The organism is Azospirillum cavernae (genome assembly GCF_003590795.1).
Classification (GTDB): Bacteria; Pseudomonadota; Alphaproteobacteria; order Azospirillales; family Azospirillaceae; genus Azospirillum; species Azospirillum cavernae.
On record NZ_QYUL01000001.1, the window covers coordinates 1,810,072 to 1,826,645 of the forward strand.

General features: G+C 56.2%; 12 protein-coding genes and 3 pseudogenes. 5 read left to right on the forward strand and 10 right to left on the reverse strand.

The window, feature by feature from the left end:
• The first annotated feature begins 189 nt into the window (after positions 1-189).
• The 3 genes from D3877_RS08250 (at position 190) to D3877_RS08260 (ending at position 4,452) form a co-directional block, all read left to right on the forward strand.
• On the forward strand, positions 190-2,304 hold the full coding sequence (locus D3877_RS08250) for a ParB/RepB/Spo0J family partition protein (protein WP_119830159.1): 2,115 nt from the start codon (positions 190-192) through the stop codon (positions 2,302-2,304).
• Between the two features lie 67 nt (positions 2,305-2,371).
• Positions 2,372-2,800: a hypothetical protein gene (locus D3877_RS08255; RefSeq protein WP_147395107.1), complete on the forward strand. Its 429-nt coding sequence runs from the start codon at positions 2,372-2,374 to the stop codon at positions 2,798-2,800.
• 41 nt (positions 2,801-2,841) lie between these two features.
• Positions 2,842-4,452, forward strand: a complete 1,611-nt coding sequence (locus D3877_RS08260) for an ISL3 family transposase (RefSeq protein ID WP_119830161.1) — start codon at positions 2,842-2,844, stop codon at positions 4,450-4,452.
• 593 nt (positions 4,453-5,045) lie between these two features.
• Here the strand turns inward: D3877_RS08260 and D3877_RS29325 are convergent.
• From D3877_RS29325 to D3877_RS08290, 8 genes and pseudogenes are all read right to left on the reverse strand, one after another.
• Positions 5,046-6,293: a glycosyltransferase gene (locus D3877_RS29325; RefSeq protein WP_147395108.1), complete on the reverse strand. Its 1,248-nt coding sequence runs from the start codon at positions 6,291-6,293 to the stop codon at positions 5,046-5,048.
• 12 nt (positions 6,294-6,305) lie between these two features.
• The gene (locus D3877_RS08265) at positions 6,306-7,448 is read right to left on the reverse strand and encodes a pyridoxal phosphate-dependent aminotransferase (protein ID WP_119830162.1); all 1,143 of its coding nucleotides are present in this window, start codon (positions 7,446-7,448) and stop codon (positions 6,306-6,308) included.
• Between the two features lie 15 nt (positions 7,449-7,463).
• Positions 7,464-8,639 carry a hypothetical protein gene (locus tag D3877_RS29330; protein ID WP_147395109.1) on the reverse strand — a complete coding sequence of 392 codons (1,176 nt, stop codon included), beginning with the start codon at positions 8,637-8,639 and terminating at the stop codon, positions 7,464-7,466.
• A gap of 3 nt (positions 8,640-8,642) precedes the next feature.
• The gene (locus tag D3877_RS08270) at positions 8,643-9,251 is read right to left on the reverse strand and encodes a hypothetical protein (protein WP_158599811.1); all 609 of its coding nucleotides are present in this window, start codon (positions 9,249-9,251) and stop codon (positions 8,643-8,645) included.
• A 15-nt stretch (positions 9,252-9,266) separates the two neighbouring features.
• Positions 9,267-10,088: an alpha/beta hydrolase gene (locus D3877_RS08275; protein ID WP_119830164.1), complete on the reverse strand. Its 822-nt coding sequence runs from the start codon at positions 10,086-10,088 to the stop codon at positions 9,267-9,269.
• Positions 10,075-10,329 carry an acyl carrier protein gene (locus tag D3877_RS30990; RefSeq protein ID WP_119830165.1) on the reverse strand — a complete coding sequence of 85 codons (255 nt, stop codon included), beginning with the start codon at positions 10,327-10,329 and terminating at the stop codon, positions 10,075-10,077. The genes D3877_RS08275 and D3877_RS30990 overlap by 14 nt, the downstream gene beginning before the upstream one ends.
• Positions 10,326-11,747 carry an AMP-binding protein gene (locus D3877_RS08285; RefSeq protein ID WP_158599812.1) on the reverse strand — a complete coding sequence of 474 codons (1,422 nt, stop codon included), beginning with the start codon at positions 11,745-11,747 and terminating at the stop codon, positions 10,326-10,328. Before D3877_RS08285 ends, D3877_RS30990 begins: the two co-directional genes overlap by 4 nt.
• A gap of 750 nt (positions 11,748-12,497) precedes the next feature.
• Positions 12,498-13,428: pseudogene (locus D3877_RS08290) on the reverse strand (IS110 family RNA-guided transposase); the annotation flags it as partial.
• Positions 13,429-13,619: 191 nt separating this feature from the next.
• Here D3877_RS08290 and D3877_RS08295 point away from each other — a divergent pair.
• Together D3877_RS08295 and D3877_RS08300 are read left to right on the forward strand one after the other, a co-directional pair.
• Positions 13,620-14,828: pseudogene (locus tag D3877_RS08295) on the forward strand (IS256 family transposase).
• 54 nt (positions 14,829-14,882) lie between these two features.
• A pseudogene (locus D3877_RS08300) lies at positions 14,883-15,395 on the forward strand (ISAs1 family transposase); the annotation flags it as partial.
• A 314-nt stretch (positions 15,396-15,709) separates the two neighbouring features.
• Here the strand turns inward: D3877_RS08300 and D3877_RS08305 are convergent.
• Positions 15,710-16,096 carry a type II toxin-antitoxin system VapC family toxin gene (locus D3877_RS08305; protein WP_119830167.1) on the reverse strand — a complete coding sequence of 129 codons (387 nt, stop codon included), beginning with the start codon at positions 16,094-16,096 and terminating at the stop codon, positions 15,710-15,712.
• Positions 16,083-16,526 (reverse strand): AbrB/MazE/SpoVT family DNA-binding domain-containing protein, encoded by a 444-nt coding sequence (locus tag D3877_RS30495; protein ID WP_238474785.1) that lies wholly within the window; start codon positions 16,524-16,526, stop codon positions 16,083-16,085. The genes D3877_RS08305 and D3877_RS30495 overlap by 14 nt, the downstream gene beginning before the upstream one ends.
• Between the last annotated feature and the right edge of the window lie 48 nt (positions 16,527-16,574).

Genomic DNA, 16,574 nt, shown 5'->3' on the forward strand with positions numbered 1-16,574 from the left:
CCGTTCCGGCTTTCCACGCCCTCACATCTCCGGTCCTGCGGTTTTCCGGTTCCATAGAAAGCCGCCGCCCCGCCTTCCTGCCGATCAGGGTGTGCGAACCGGAGGAGAGGGCGAGGAAGGCCGGGATTGTCGTGACGGGTTGAAGGCCGGAGGAGAGTCTTCCGTCCGCCCGTCGCGGAGTTCCACCCGATGGCTGCCGTCCAGAAGATCACCCTGTCGCCCTCCCGCGACATCCCCTTCAACAAGCTGGTCCTTTCCCAGGCCAATGTCCGCCGGTTCCAGGCGGGCGTCTCGATTGAGGAGCTGGCCGAGGACATCGCGCGGCGCACCCTGCTGCAAGGGTTGAGCGTCCGGTCGATCCTCGACGCCGACGGCGCGGAAACCGGCATGTACGAGGTTCCGGCGGGTGGTCGCCGCTACCGGGCGCTGGAACTGCTGGTCAAGCAGAAACGCCTGCTGAAGACCGCGCCCATCCCCTGCGTCGTCCGCGACCGTGGCGTCGCCGAGGAGGATTCCCTCGCCGAGAATATCCAGCGCGCGCCGCTCCACCCCCTCGACCAGTTCCGCGCCTTCTTCGCCCTGCGCCAGAAGGGCCTGTCGGAGGAGGAGATCGCCGCCGCCTTTTTCGTTTCGGTCGCCGTCGTCAAGCAGCGGTTGCGTCTGGTGTCGGTGTCCGAAACCCTCCTCGACGTCTATGCCGCCGACGGCCTGTCGCTCGACCAGTTGATGGCCTTCACCATCTCCTCGGACCATGCCCGCCAAGAACAGGTGTGGGAGGCGATCCAGCGCGCCTACAGCCGGGAACCCTATCAAATCCGCCGGATGCTGACCGAGAACACCGTGCGCGCCGCCGACAAGCGGGTGCAATTCATCGGCATGGCGGCTTACGAAGCGGCGGGCGGCGCCGTGCTGCGCGATCTCTTCCAGTCCGACGATGGCGGCTGGATCGAGGATGTGGCCCGGCTCGACCGCCTGGTCGCGGAGAAACTGAAGGCTCTGGCCGATCAGGTCGCAGCGGAAGGCTGGAAATGGATCGCCGCCGACATGAGCTTTCCCTATGGGCACAGCCAGGGTCTGCGGAAGCTGACCGGCACAGTGATCGACCTGACCGCCGAGGAGCAGGCGGCCATCGACGCCCTCGAATCCGAACGCGCCCGGATCGAGAATGAACACGCCAAGGCCGAGGAACTGCCCGACGAAATCGACCGTCGGCTCGGCGAAATCGAAACGGCGTTGGACAGTTTCGCCAACCGAACGATCCGCTTCGATCCGAGCGAAATCGGTCGCGCCGGGGCCTTCGTCAGCGTCGGCGCCGACGGCATCCCGGTGATTGATCGCGGCTATGTCCGCCCCGACGATGAACCGCCGGTCGCCGCCGACCCCAGCCGGGAGGACGATCAGCCGACCGCCGTCCCGACTGGAGCCGCTCCCCCATCACCCCCCATCACCGTGGTCACGGTCGGCGGTCAGCCCGCCTCGGTCGAAGAGGAGGATGACAGCGTCCTCAAACCCCTGCCCGACCGGCTGGTGATGGAGCTGACCGCCTACCGCACCCTGGCTCTGCGCGACGCCGTCGCCGAACATCCCCAGGTCGCGATGACCCTGCTGCTGCACAGGCTGGTCAGCGACCTGTATCGCCATGCCGGATCGGGAGCCTGCCTGGACGCCTGTGTCCGCACGGTTTCCTTTCCAGCCCAGCCTGGGGATCTCGCCGACAGCCCGTCGGCCAAATCCGTCGCCGAACGGCACGCGGCCTGGAAGAGCGATCTGCCGGAGGACGATGACGCCCTGTGGACTTGGCTCGCCGCTTTCGACGACGCCAGCCGTCTCGCCCTGCTCGCCCATTGCGTCAGCTTCGGAGTCAACGCCCTGTACGAGAAGGTGGATCGCTTCGGTGGGGCGGGCCTGTCGCAACATGGTCTTGACCGCCGCCTCCAGCAGGCGGAACGGCTGGCGACCGCCGTCGATCTCGATCTGGTGGACGTCGGCTGGCGCCCCACCGCCGACAATTACCTGGGCCGCGTCACCAAACCGCGCATCCTGGACGCGGTGCGGGAAGGCGTCGGTGACCGCGCGGCCCAGCTCATCGAGCATCTGAAGAAGAACGACATGGCCAAGGAGGCCGAACGGCTGCTCGCCGACAGCGGCTGGCTGCCCGAACCGCTGCGGCGGACGGATGACGACGCGCCGACGCCGGAAGCCGAAGGAGAGGCCGTCACCCTGCCCGATTTTCTCACCGGCAGCGGCGAGGCGTCGAACCCGCCAGCCGCGTCCGACGACGCCCACAGCATCGCCGCCGAGTAACCCACCCCTCCACCGGCCCGGCCTCCCCCAAGGAAGCCGGGCCTTATTCATGTCCAAGGGTCCGATCATGCCCACGACCATCCAGACCAACGTCTACACCTTCGATGAGTTGTCCGAGCCTGCGAAGGAAGCCGCCCGCGCCCGGCATCGTGAAACCGGCCTCGACCACGCGTGGCACGAGTTCGTGTACGCGGATTTCGAGGCGGTTTGCTCCATCCTCGGCGTCAGCCTCCGAACCAGCCCCGTCCGTCTGATGGGCGACGGGTCACGACCAGAACCGCATATTTTCTTTCGCGGCTTCTGGAGCCAAGACGACGGCGCTTGCTTCGAGGGCACTTACGCTTACGAACGGCGCGCGCCCACCCGAATCAAACAGCATGCGCCCCAGGATCCCGAGCTTCACCGAATCGCCGACATCTTGCAGACCATCCAGCGGCGGAATTTCGGCCCATCCGCATTTCCGGTGCAGGCCGGATGCAGATGGGAAGCGGAATGAGCACATAAAGGGAAGCATTTCCTGCATGAGCACCCGCTTCCTTGTCCAAATCGCTGCTTTCCTTGCTGCCGGCCGGGCTTGTCGTTGATCAGGTCACGGTCGACGCCGATCGTGTCGTGGTGGCGGCCCATGTGCGTGCTGTCACGGCCGCCTGCCCGCTGTGCCGCCGACCATCGCGCCGCGTCCACAGTCGTTACAGTCGCCGCCTGGGCGATCTGCCCTGGCAGGGCCGTATGGGTGAACTGCGTCTGCAAGTCCGCCGATTCCGGTGTCCGGCCGCGGACTGCCCGCGCCGTGTCTTCGCCGAACGCCTGCCCACGGTCGCGGCGCCGCGGGTCCGGCGCACCCGCCGGCTTGCCGAGGCGCAGCGCACCATCGCCTTGAGCGCGGACGGCGATCCCGGCGCCCGGCTGGCCACCCGCCTTGCGATGCCGGTCAGTGGCGACACGCTGCTGCGCCTGATCCGGGCGGAGCCGATGGCGCCGATCCCGACGCCGCGCGTCATCGGCATCGATGACTGGGCGTGGCGCCGCGGCAAACGCTACAGCACCATCGTCGTCGACCTCGAACACCGCCGCCCGATCAACCTGCTGCCCGACCGCCAAGCCGACACCGTCGCCGCGTGGCTGAAGGCGCATCCCGGCGTCGAGATCGTTGCCCACGATCGCGCGGGCGCCTATGCCGACGGCATCCGCCGAGGCGTGCCGACCGCCGTTCAGGTCGCCGATCGCTGGCACCTCCTGCACAATCTCACCGATGCGCTGCGTGAGATTCTCACCGGTCATCATCGGGATCTGCGGGCGGCGGCCAAACTGGCCGCCGCTCCCGTCGATGGAACCGGACAAGAGGCACACGTGCCGCAGCCTGATCAGGGTGGCAAACCACCGACCCGTCGCGAGCAGAGGAGCGCCGTCATCCAGGCCGCCCGCCAAGCCCGTTTCGAGAAGGTCGTCGCGCTGAACGCTCGCGGCTGGTCGCAAACCCGCATCGCCCAGACGCTCGGCCTCGACCGCAAGACGGTGCGGGTGTGGCTACGGTCCGGGCAGCCACCACCCTGGCGCCAGCCGGCCAAGGGCAGCCAGCTCGATCCGTTCCTCGACCATCTGCATCGGCGCTGGGACGAAGGGTGCCACAACGCCGCACGGCTCTGGCGGGAGATCAAGTCCCTCGGCTTCACCGGTCAACGGACCACGGTTCGGGACTGGGCACGGCCTCTGCGGCAGACCATCCCAGGCACGACCTGTGCAGTCTCGGCCTCATGGCGGGCGCCATCGCGGCGACGGGCGGCATGGTTGGTGGTCGCCGACGCGACCGAGATCGACGCGACCGAACAGGCCTTCGTCACCGCCCTGCTTTCCCGTTCCCCGAAGCTGGCGCAGACCGTCGCGTTGGCTCGGGCCTTCCGGACGATGGTTCGCGAACAGCGGGCCGGAGAACTGGATGAGTGGCTGCTGGCGACCGACGGCACGGCTTTGGCGAGATTCGCCGGCGGCCTGAAGCGTGATCTGGCGGCGGTGCGCGCGGCCTTGTCGCTGCCGTGGAGCACCGGGCCGGTAGAGGGCCAGATCAGCCGGCTGAAGACGATCAAGCGCACGATGAACGGTCGTGGTAGCTTCGACTTGCTGCGCCACCGTGTCCTCGAAGCCGCCTGAATGGCCCCGCTCGTGTTGGTTCTCTGCACCGGGAATGCGGATGGACCAGTATCCAATCGGCACTGACACCGCTGGATCTTCAGCCGAAGCCGCTCCAGTCCGGACAGCGTCAACACCGCCCGCCGGTTCTCATAGCGGATCCGCATCCGTAGGCCGCAGGCGGGACAATCCCGACGTTCCGGCACCAGAAGCCGCTCCAAACCTTGGCGAACCCGACAAAACCGACGTGGCATGACAGCCTCCCATTCAGGCCCTTTCCAGAACCTCAACAGACAGCTCAGCTTGCCGCCCTAGAAAAAAACAACGCGCAAAGAACCCCGGCCATGGTCCGCTGGTCGATGCAGGAGATCCGTCGTGTCGCCAACCGTCTGGCCCAGCGTCACATCGAGCCGGCCTTCGTGATTGCGTGATCCGCCTGGAGGCGATGCCACCAAGCCGTCGCCAAGGAGGTTCACCTTAGGCGAAGGGCACAACTGTAATGCTAAGGTCGTCGATATGAGACGGCTGTTGAAGATTTCCGGTATCCTCTGACGATGCCAAAGCGTGGCTGGGCCATTGTGGGCATACCACTTTAAAGTGATTAATAATACATTCTAATCCCTATAAATCGCATCTACTGCAACCTGGAACGCTGAACCAAATGCCTTCCAACTTGTTGCCTCCCTAAGTCGGGAAGATGACTCATATCGAATTTCGGCGGCGTCGGTGCTTGAGAAGGCCCAATTAAGTCGCTCTGATATCCCTTCGGGTGTTTCCTCAAATAATTGGCAATCAAATAGCCATTCAACGGCGCCAACATTCTTCGAATTACACGCCAAAACCAAAATTCCAGCCCGTGCTGCCTCCAAAATCGTATAGGGAACTAAATCAAACCGCGATGTACAGACGAAAACGCTATTACACAATAATGAAACATATAAGTTATTATTTATCCAATTATTTGCTTGCCTAGGTACAAAATATACGCTCTCCCTCATTTCATTCGGAACTCGCGTTTTTAATGTATGGCGCTCGCAATCGACATCCTCCCCACCTATAATTATTGCAAAATCTATTACTTTATCGCGGAGTGCTTCACATGCTCCATCGACGAACAATTCCACTCTTTTGAAATAGTCCAATCTCGATACAACCGTTAGAGCGATTTTTTTCTTTGTTTTGCATCGATCTAATATTTGAGATTGCAGATGATTCAGTTCAGAGCGCGGAATTATTGTATTTCTCTCTAGAGGTGGGGGCAGACGTCCAATACGATTCTTCTCAAACCCACTGCCTCGTACATAAGCGAGCTGAAGTGGAGATATTTCGGCGCAGTACGAGCGGTGATTCCTTCTAATCCATTCAAGCCCTTCACTCTGCACTTGTTTCAAATGATCGAACTTCTCATGCTCCCAGTTAAACGCCTTGCGAGCTGCATCAGCGCCGATTCTTAGTTCGACGTCACATACAAATGGGCCATGGTTGGTTACTATTATTGGAATACCATCAGGTATGAACATACTAAGTGTTGGTGTCTGCGTATAAATATAGATTAAATCCTCAAATGGGTAGGCAGCTTGAAGTAAGCGTATTGCTTCAGCCATGCGGTCAATAACCAGTTTACGACTCATGGAGTAGTTAAAGCAAAAGCGGTATCCAATACTATCATCCCAATTTGCTTCAGTTATATTAGGCGTTAACGCGTCTTCGTCGCGCCTATAGCGAATAAGAGCCACGCTGTGCCCCATCAATCTGATGGCATTTTTACAACCTATAACATGCTGTGTTACTCCATAGGGAAATGGTACAGCTGCCGATATCGGCAAAAACCTATCGTTGACCAATATACAGCAAAGCGCCATGAGATCACCTCATTATCCAGTTACGCGATGAATCCGGTCCAATGCTTCTTTCAAAACTAGCTGATTGCAGGCAATATTCATCCGTACAAAACTTCTATAAGGTTGGCCGTACATCGTCCCACCAACCAAGGCCACCTTGGCTTTGCGAAGAAAATGAAGCTCAGGATATGACATCGTCAAAGGTGGATGCAGCCAAAGATAAGGTGTCGCATGATGACTATAGTGAGCCGTCCACCCTCCGGGCTCCAACACACTGCGTACTAATTCTTTATTTTCAGCCACTTTGTTGCGACACTCTTGAAGCCACGCTAATCCTAGAGTAACCGCTGTTTCACATACCGCTTCACCTAATGCAGCTCTAGGTGACAGAATCCATCTAAATTCGCGCTCTACTCTGGAGGCGGACAATTGATTGTTAAAAATCATATAACTAACTCTAATTGATGGTATCGCCCAAGCCTTGCTTGGTCCGCCAAATATTACAACTTGATCTACACAATGCCTCAATATATCAAGTAACCCCAGATCCTTAGGAGTGGGGAAGGTATGCGCATAAATAGCATCAATAAATATGCTCAGATTTTTAGCTACAGCTATCTCAGCTAGCCATTCCATATCCTTTTGGCTCAGCAAAGCACCAGTTGGGCTGTTTGGGATTGCTAGGACGATGGACCAGGCCCCAGCATATATTTCTTTTATAATCATATCACGATCAATTTCCAATGTCCCGTCATTGTTATGAACCGATGAAATTCGTATAGGATTACAGCCAGAAGCATTTATTGCTTGGTCTAACCCGCTGTAAGCCGGCTCAATAAGCAGTGTATTCCCAGTTCTTTTTAGTATCCTAAGGCATTCAGAGAGCGCGAACAGCAAACCACCAGCTGGGATCACGTATGCTTCTTCGCAGCTTATCCCAAAATAATCCTCAAGATGCGCGGAAAGAACTTTTGGCAGAGTTGATCGAGATGCTATCGGACCATAACCAAATTGTCCCGAGGTGGAGGCACTAGATATAACTTTTCGTATTTCTGACGATGTTTCACAATCCATCTCTCCAACATCCAAAGGCAGCACCTCTGGAGGATATCTTTTCCACTTTAAGTTACCACTTTTCCGTGCTTCGAATTCCGAAAGCCAGCGAAACGTGCTCATCTCAGGCTATCCCATTCATTTTGGCTCAAGTGGGAATATCAAATTTGCAGAAAGTCTTGGCACTAATACTTCTCCTGCCATTCTCTCTACCTCAAACAACGCCTCAAATGCGGGAGCTTCGCTAGACGCTCTACCCAACGCATGCTTAATCACGCGAAAATTCTGCGCCGCCTGGGGCCGATCTGAAAGAACAAGTGCTGACCCAAGGACTCCTGCAGTATGCAGACCATTTACCAATATAACGACTGCCTTCGGTTCAAATGGATTTGGGAAACGCGCGAAATATCCATAGTCTATTTTCAATTGCCCATCGCCGGAGTACACAGGCCTCCTCTCAATATCGCCCTCAGGAGTGCGATAAATTAATGATTCTCCATTTAATGCATAAGTTAATCTAGTAGAAATTCTTCGCATCATTTCACGACAAATGATGTTTCCTTCTCCAATACCTTTAATTCCCGGCCCACCAATCACAACAATATTATCCCTTAACAGTTGCCGTTGCGGAAATTCCATGGCCGTATACTTATGCACTCGCGCTGAATACGTCCGAGAAAGAAAAACCATAATCTCCAATAGAGCATCTTTATCACTAAATTGTTCTAAATACACGTAGTTTGGATGATTCATGTCTGCTGTGAATAAATTATCAGGTGAATGCGGACACACGACATGGATGCCCTGAATATCATGAGGGAACCACACGAAATCACGATCGCTAGGAATAATCCGAGTACCTCGCAGACTTGATTCTATCACACTGGCTAATGATGACGAAAGAATCGTAGGCAAGTTACTCTCATTTTGGTATTCCGCGAATAGTCGTCCAGCCACATCGACAGGGATCTGTGCAGTACTATGTGCCGATCGCGTCAGCAGACATGGAATCGATAGCGCATCAATATAACCTAATTCATACATGACGTTTGCAGAAACATTAGTAAGATCGACTATCGCGCACGAACTAGATTGAATGGAAGAAATAATCTGTTGATTGAGTGGGCTTCCAAATATATTGCTTTCAAAAATTGGGGTTATCCTTACATTAATCTTCTTTCCCTTTAATATTTCTGACGCTAGTTCCATTGCCTTTTTGACAGATTCCCTAAATGCTTCAAGATTGTACGATTTACTCCTCGGCTCGAAACTATGTGAAACAAAGATATTCAGAGGTAACTCATGCGTATGCATTGATCACTGTCCTTCACAATACACGCCGTCAATCCATCCGCCGCGTGCCCTTATGAGTCCTCGCCAACGAGAAAGTGGTTCCATCCTGCCATTGACGACGAACGTGTTCGGTGGAACGTCTGTTTTTACGATCTGTCCCGCACTTATGTATGAGTTTCTATAAACTCTGATACCACCAATAATTATTGCCCCCTGAGCGATTACGCAGCCCTCCTCGATCACGGGCGACACTTCCTGTGTCACTCCCCACTGTATCGTTGCATCAGTGTGACTATGGGCCATTTCTCCCATAAAGGTTACACGATCGCCGATTAATACCCGTTCCGAAACATTTCCTCCAATGATACAATCTCGCCCCACGATGGCGTCAGCTGCAACCCGGACTCGATCTACAAATTTAGTTCCTTTCCCAATCTTTGCGCGGCGGCCAACAACACAGTGGTGATATATTACCACATCTTCGTCTATTAGCGCGCCGGGTTCTATGATGCAGAATGCTTCCACACGCGCTCGAGCCATGATCGTTATCATTGGGTCTTCCGGCACCTTTCCATACCCAATGAGGCTGGTTGGATGGACGAAGGCTGACGGATCAATTTTTGCGATGCACATTCTCATGCCTCATAGTCAGGAAACAGAACGTTCCAACTTTTCCAGAATTACCTCATATAAATCGGCGTGCCGCCTTAGTGTCTCAGCGGTTTCCATTCTCCAATCGCCAGGCTCGACAAAACCATGTTCAGCACCAGCAATTTCACACAATTCTATATTTTCATATATGCGGGAAAAAATCCTTGAAGTCTTAATATCAACACCTGTATCTTTATCACCATGGAATATCCAATGAGGTATGTTCTGCTTTGGAATAACCTCATAATCTCTAAACTCGTTAATCGCTGGTCTCCCGAATCCCTTTCTTTGAGACGTGACTGTACCTAGAGCTTCGAGTTCGTCAATACTACCTTTGTTAAGCGAGCTCGCGTCGCCTTTTTGGGGGCCGATAATGTATTCGTCGAGATAATCAAGCACAGGGTTTAAGAGAACAACACTTGCGGCAGCTGTATGACGAAATGCCCAACGTACTGCAACCCCTCCGGAAAAACTCGCTGCAACGATAACAGCCGGGCATCGCATACCACGAACCATAGAAGCCGCATCGTACGCAGCCGTAATGTCATTCCGGACAGAGGTCAACGTAAGCGTGCTTATTGGACGCTCACTGTCCACGCCATGGCAGCGCCAATCAAATCTGAACGAGTCCAGGCCTGCTTCAGCGAACCTATAAGCCATTCTGGAATAAAACCCCGTTTCATGTCGATCCGTCTGGACTCCATGAACAAGCAAAACAATCATACCTTTCCTCGCAGACTGCTTAGAGTGGCAGAATGTTCCTTGTAGGTGGACTCCATCGAAGCTATCGAAATCGATCACAGTCTCAAGATATTCCATTTTTCACTCCCATTTTCGCTAACACGTTTAGTATACCAGAAAGGCTCGTGCACTGACCCACATCTTCATCAGTAATTTGTACTCCAAAATGAATCTCGATCGCTTCTATTATTTGTAATGTAGACAAGCTATCCCAACCAATCGTCCTGTAAATTTCTGGTTGGGCCCCAAGCATGGCACGATTAACTCCGAGAGACGATGCTATGACGGACAAAATTTGAGATGTATCTAGTATTGTCATATCGCGCTCTCCGCAATGATTTTGCACTGGTTAATATCGATTTTGCCCGATCTGTTGACCGGAAGCTGTTTTTCAAAAATTACTTTGTCAGGCACCAGATAATATGGCATCATACTGGACAGTATTGTCTTGACATCAACATCGGGAGGGGCTTCAACAAGCAGAATAAGTCTCTCTTTAATTAACACTGCGGCGCTACGTTCTTTCAATAGTTCGGACACTATGGTACCTAATTTGTCAAGGTTGACTTGATATCCATGCCTTGTGACTTCACGGTCCACTCGGCCAACAACGTATAAAAATTCATCATATTTTCTGACGAGATCGCCAGTAGCCATGGCCGATTTCGTTTTTCTTTCTGTTTGAATAATTTCTCCGCTTAGTAAATTTTTAATTAAAATTGCATTTCTACGCGATTGAACAACTAACTCACTTGAATCACAAAAAGAAACGCCTGACTCTGCCTCTACGCCTGGAACAAATTGCCCAACAGACACACAACCATCATATTGTGCGAATTTGGCCCCACGCTCCCAACAGTATATAGATAATATACCAGCTATTTCTGCCTTACCATAGGTATTTATAAAAGTGATATCCCCAGATAATTCATTCATCATACGAAAAACTGTATTGGATGTCAGCTGATCTCCACCAAATCCGATAAGGCGGAGCGCCGTAGTTTTGAGTTGTCTACGACGGTTTGATGCAAGAAGTATCTCGGCTGCACGAGGGGTGGAGCGTACTATCGACACTCTATTTTCAGCAAAGTGAGATGAAAGCCTTGGAAAATCTTCTGTGGACACATCAATGAATGCAGCACCGCAAAAAAAACGAAGAATAGTATTCGTTATCGCGAGGTCTGATGTAATATTTCCTGGTTCCGCCCATCGATCATTCGAGGAAAGAGGAATATAGTGGCAAAACCAATCACAGAATTCCAGGACAGCATCAGCGCTAACATGTATTATCCGAGGGTGTCCAAGAGTTCCAGAAGTAAAACTAATATGCGATACGGACCGATCCTGGACGATCATCGTGCCAGAGCTAGATCTTTTTGCATCAGTTGGCGTCCACTGGGGGATTGATGACGCCTCCGTCACTTCGGAAATTAGCATTTTGGCGTCTATAGAAAAAAGAAAGGTGTCCAAAAATGGTGATCCTGAACTGATTGGGAGGAGCGCTGGAATATATGCTCCTAGAAGCCCGCCAAGAAAAAATGCTAAGCGATCCCTGCTGTTAGATCCACAGTACGCAATAACATCGTTACTCGATAAACCTTGCTGCTGAGCAAATTCTTGAAAACATATTGATAAGTATTTTAACTGAAAATAGTTTATCGTGCCATCTTTTGACACTACGGCGTCGGACTTGGCGTGCCGTTGGATTGCATGCGCAATTTCGGAAGCCAGACTCAAAATTCTTATCCTCCTTGATTAAGAGCAAGACATTAGCGACGGCGCGTGCCGGAATACATTTGGGCTGATAGAGTGTTATGATACATCCTCATATGTCAAGAGAGTGGTGCGCTGTCGGAGTGAAATTCCTTATGAGGGCTTCTGACGATGTGGATACGCGTGTAGGCATAGTGTATTGGGGTATTTTCAGGCTATGTGTTGCGTTGCGCAGCCGAACGTGCGTCAACGTGAGAGGTGGCTGATCTTGTCCGCGATCGACGCCTCCCATAACCGACTACAATCGGGGAAGGATCGGCGAGATGGCGAAGGCGATACGGGCGCGTTACGCGCTTGAATTCAAGGAAGAGGCTGTTCGCCTGGTCACCGGCGGCCAGCTGACAGCGGCGGTTCACGGAGGTCGTTCGGATGCTCGCGACGCTCATGCAATCCACTCACGGTCCTGGCTTGAAGTGCATACACAAACGTTTGCAGGAGGCAGGAGGCCATGTGTGGACGGCCCTTCCGGTGCAAGAGTGAAATCCGTAGTGACGGCCGATAGGATGCATCCATGTGTCCGGCCTGTTTTCGCAGCCGTGGCCGCTGGCCTTGATGAATTCCGCGGATCGAAGCCCAAATCACCTCAACGCGCTCGAAGGCGCTTGGTCCCCGTGGGTTTGATCGATCCCCGGCCCAGCCGGTTCGTCATCACGTCTCACCACCCTGGCACATCCACCCGCCGAGCAATCTCTCGCTTTGCCGGGTGAACAACGACTACGCGGCGACCGGCGCCTCGTAGGTTTTTCCGCGTGTCATCACCGCCCAGGCGATGCGGGCAGTTTTGTTGGCCAAGGCTACGGCGGCCAGCTTCGCCGGCTTGCGCTCCAACAGCTTCGTCGCCCAGCTTCGGCTGGCGTTGTCTTTGCGGGCCAACCGCATTGACCGCTGTGGCGCCGACGACGAGCAGGCGCCGGAGGTAACCGTCGCCCTGCTTGCTGATGCCAACCTGCCGCTCCTTGCCGCCGCTGCTGTGCGCCTTCGGCGTCAGGCCAAGCCACGCGGCGAACTGGCGGCCGGATCGGAACAAGGTTCCGTCCGGCACAGCCGCCGCGATCGCACTGGCGGTGATCGGACCGATCCCGGGAATGGTCGCCAAGCGTCGGCTGACATCGCTGGCCCGATGCTAAGCCAGGATGCGCTCCTCCAGCCGTTCGATCTCGGTGCCGAGGTGGCGAAGTTGCTCAACGATCCCATGCAGCGCCAACCGCGCCAGTTCCAGCAATTGATCCTGGGCATCATGCAGGGCCTCGATGATCGTCTTCACCCCGCCAAGCCCTTTCGCCGCGATGATGCCGAATTCCGCGAGGTGCCCGCGCAACCCGTTGACCAGCATCGTCCGTTGCCGGACCAGCAGATCGCGGGTCTTGTGCAGCATCAAAGCCGCCTGCTGGTCGATCGTCTTGATGGCGACGAACCGCATCGTCGGTCGGGTTACCGCTTCGCAGATCGCCTCGGCGTCCGCCGCATCCGTCTTGCCGCGTTTCACATAGGGCTTGACATAGGCGGGCGGCATCAACTTCACCGTATGCCCCAAGGCCGCAATCTCCCGGGCCCAATGGTGCGCCGTGCCGCAAGCTTCGATCCCGACCAGGCACGACGGTACACCCTGGAAGAACTTCAGCACCTCGCCACGACGCAGTTGTCGGTAACGTCCAGAGGCGTGGTGGAAATTCGCCCATGAAGGATCGGGCTGGGGCCGGGCGAAGCCCTCCCCAGCGCAGTCCGGCCCCAGCCCGATCCTCCGCCCCGTAGGCGGTGATCTGGCGAAGGGAGGTGGTCATCGCGCGTTTCCGGTAAGGTTGCGTTGCGACACCCACCCCCAACCGAGCCCCCACGATGACCGACGACAGAATGGCACTTCTCGAACAGATCCAGAAGAGCACCGACGGCGACTTCCTGCGCGCCATCGCCGAGCACACGCTGCACCGGCTGATGGCCTTCGAGGTCGATGGGCTGATCGGGGCTTCGCGTCATGAACGCAGCGATGAGCGCTCGACCTACCGCAACGGCTCGCGGTCGCGCCAACTGGAAACCCGGCTCGGCACGCTCGACCTGAAGATCCCCAAGTTGCGGCAGGGCTCCTACTTCCCGGCTTTCCTGGAGCCGCGCAAGACGGCCGAGAAGGCGCTGACCGCCGTCATCCAGGAAGCCTGGATCCAGGGCGTCTCGACCCGCAAGGTCGATGACCTCGTTCAGGCGCTCGGCATGACGGGGATCTCCAAGTCCCAGGTTTCGGCGCTGTGTCAGGAGATCGACACCCGCGTGCTGTCTTTCCTGGAACGCCCGCTGGACGGCGACTGGCCCTATCTCTGGCTGGACGCCACCTACATCAAGGTCCGCCAGGACGGGCGCATCGTCTCAATCGCCGCGATAATCGCCACCGGCGTCAACCAGGACGGCCGCCGCGAAATCCTCAGCCTGGGGCTTGGCCAGTCGGAGGCCGCCACCTTCTGAATCGAGTTCCTGCGCTCCTTGGCCCGGCGCGGCCTGAAGGGCGTCAAGTTGGTGGTCTCCGATGCCCACGAGGGGCTGAAGGCCGCCATCGCCCAAGTCCTGAGCGCGACCTGGCAGAGGTGCCGCGTTCATTTCATGCGTTCGCTGCTCTGTCATGTCCCCAAGGACCAGCAGTCGGTGGTGTCGGCCGCCGTGCGCCAAGTCTTCGTTCAGCCCGACCGGAAAACCGCCGGCGATGTCTGGCGCCATGTGGCCGACCAACTCCGACCGCGCTTTCGCAAGGTCGCCGCTCTGCTCGACGACGCCGAACACGATGTGCTCGCCTACATGGACTATCCCGATGCCCATCGCACCAAGATACACTCGACCAATCCCATCGAGCGCTTGAACCGCGAAGTGAAACGTCGAACCGACGTCGTCGGCATCTTTCCCAATGAAAACAGCGCCCAAAGACTCGTCGGCGCGATCCTCCTGGAACAGAACGACGATTGGCAACTCCAGCACCGCTACCTGACACTGGAAACCATGGCGGAGGTGGCTGCCCCGCCCGAGACCAAGATCAACACTTTACCTCAAGCAAAGGACACCTAACCGAAGACGCTCACGACCATCTCCGAATTTACACCACCTTGACGGACGCTATCAATCGAGGCCTATTTCACCGCTGCCCCAGCCGGGATCGTCGATACCGTCACAGAGTGGGACAAAGGGCACGGTCGCATCGAAGAGCGCACCGTGACCGTCAGCCATGAGGCCGATTGGCTCGATGGCGACCGCCGCTTTCCCGGTGAACTCCGTCTCCCCGGCGTGGCGACGATCATTGAAGTGCGCTCCAAAACCGAACTCAAAGACCGATGCCGCGCGGACACCCGTTACTACATCTCCTCCGCCAACCTCACCGCTGAAGCCGCAGCCACAGCCGTCCGAGGCCATTGGGGCATCGAAAACAGCCTCCATTGGGTTCTCGACGTGGTCTTCAGCGAAGACCAAGCCCGCCTGCGCACCGGACATGGAGCCAAAAACATGGCCGTCGTCAGGCACTTCGCCATCAACCTCGTCCGCGCCGTCGCCGACAAAAAATCCCTCAAACTCAGGCGAAAGGTCGCAGGATGGGACACCCGATACATGAAGGCCATCCTCGACCTACCGCCCCGTTAACCTGGATTCGTTGCCCTGGTCTGGGAGTTGGCTGCGCTGGTCACGCGCTACGACCGATGCCTAAACGACGGTGACGCTTTCGCGGACAGCGATCCAGTCGCAGCTGTGGAAAGCTGCCGGCGCGCGCTTAACCTCAAAGAACAGATCTACGAAGTTGCGGCGTACTTGAGCATTCCTCTGCCATACACCGGACGTTTGCAGGATGACATGCAAACCGTGCGCGCGTTCATCGCCGGAGGCGGCTGGCATTAACAAACGCATCACCGGATGCCATGACTGACAGTTGCTATACGATCCGTATGGGAAAACGAATGCTACGGCTCCTCAACCTTGAGCAAGCCTTTCGCTCCCGCCTTGATGAATTTGCGGTCAAAGGTCAGCATCACCTCACAATGGCCGACCGCGCCCAGATGCAGGGCATCAGCAAAATCCATCCCTGCCTCAGCCTGATCGAGAGCTCCCGCCAGCATCGGCGGGTTCTCAACCGAAACACCAGGCAGTCCGGCGAAAGCCCGGAAAGCCCGGCACACGTCCTTCCGCGAAAAGCCATAGACACCCCGCAGCACCCATTCACCCTCCAGGAATACGGTGGTGGCGACGAACACCTCCCGCCCGTCAATGGCGGCACGGGCGCGAGCGGATTGCTCGGGGTCATCGCCGGTCAGGTAACGGACCAGGACATTGGTGTCAATCGCCCGCATACCGCCTCGCCTCGGCCAGAATGCCAGCTTCCATCTCCTCCAATGACCGCGCTTCCCCTTTATAAGCCAGGACGGCAAACACCTCGTCAGGACGGGTTTCCGGGAACATCGGCGCCGGACGCAGCAGGACGCCCTCCGCCGTGTTCTCCACAACCAAGCGCGTACCGGCGGTCCAGTGACGCTGTTGGCGAATGGCCTTGGGCAGAATGACCTGCCCCTTGGTCGAGACAACGGTTGTCGTGTGCTCCGCAGCGGGCATAAGACGGCTCCATCGGTAAGACAAAAGTAAGATAATGCCCTTCCCAACATCCGACAAGGGGGCGGAGACCAACGGCCTCATCATTTCCGTGTTGATCGCCTTCACCACCTCGTAAAGCCACAGACGCACCGTCCCAGACATCGCAAAAAGGACCGGGAAGCCGACAGGCATCAGGGTAGCCGCCGCAAGTGGAGAGTCAGAGGGGTGCCCGAACGGGAT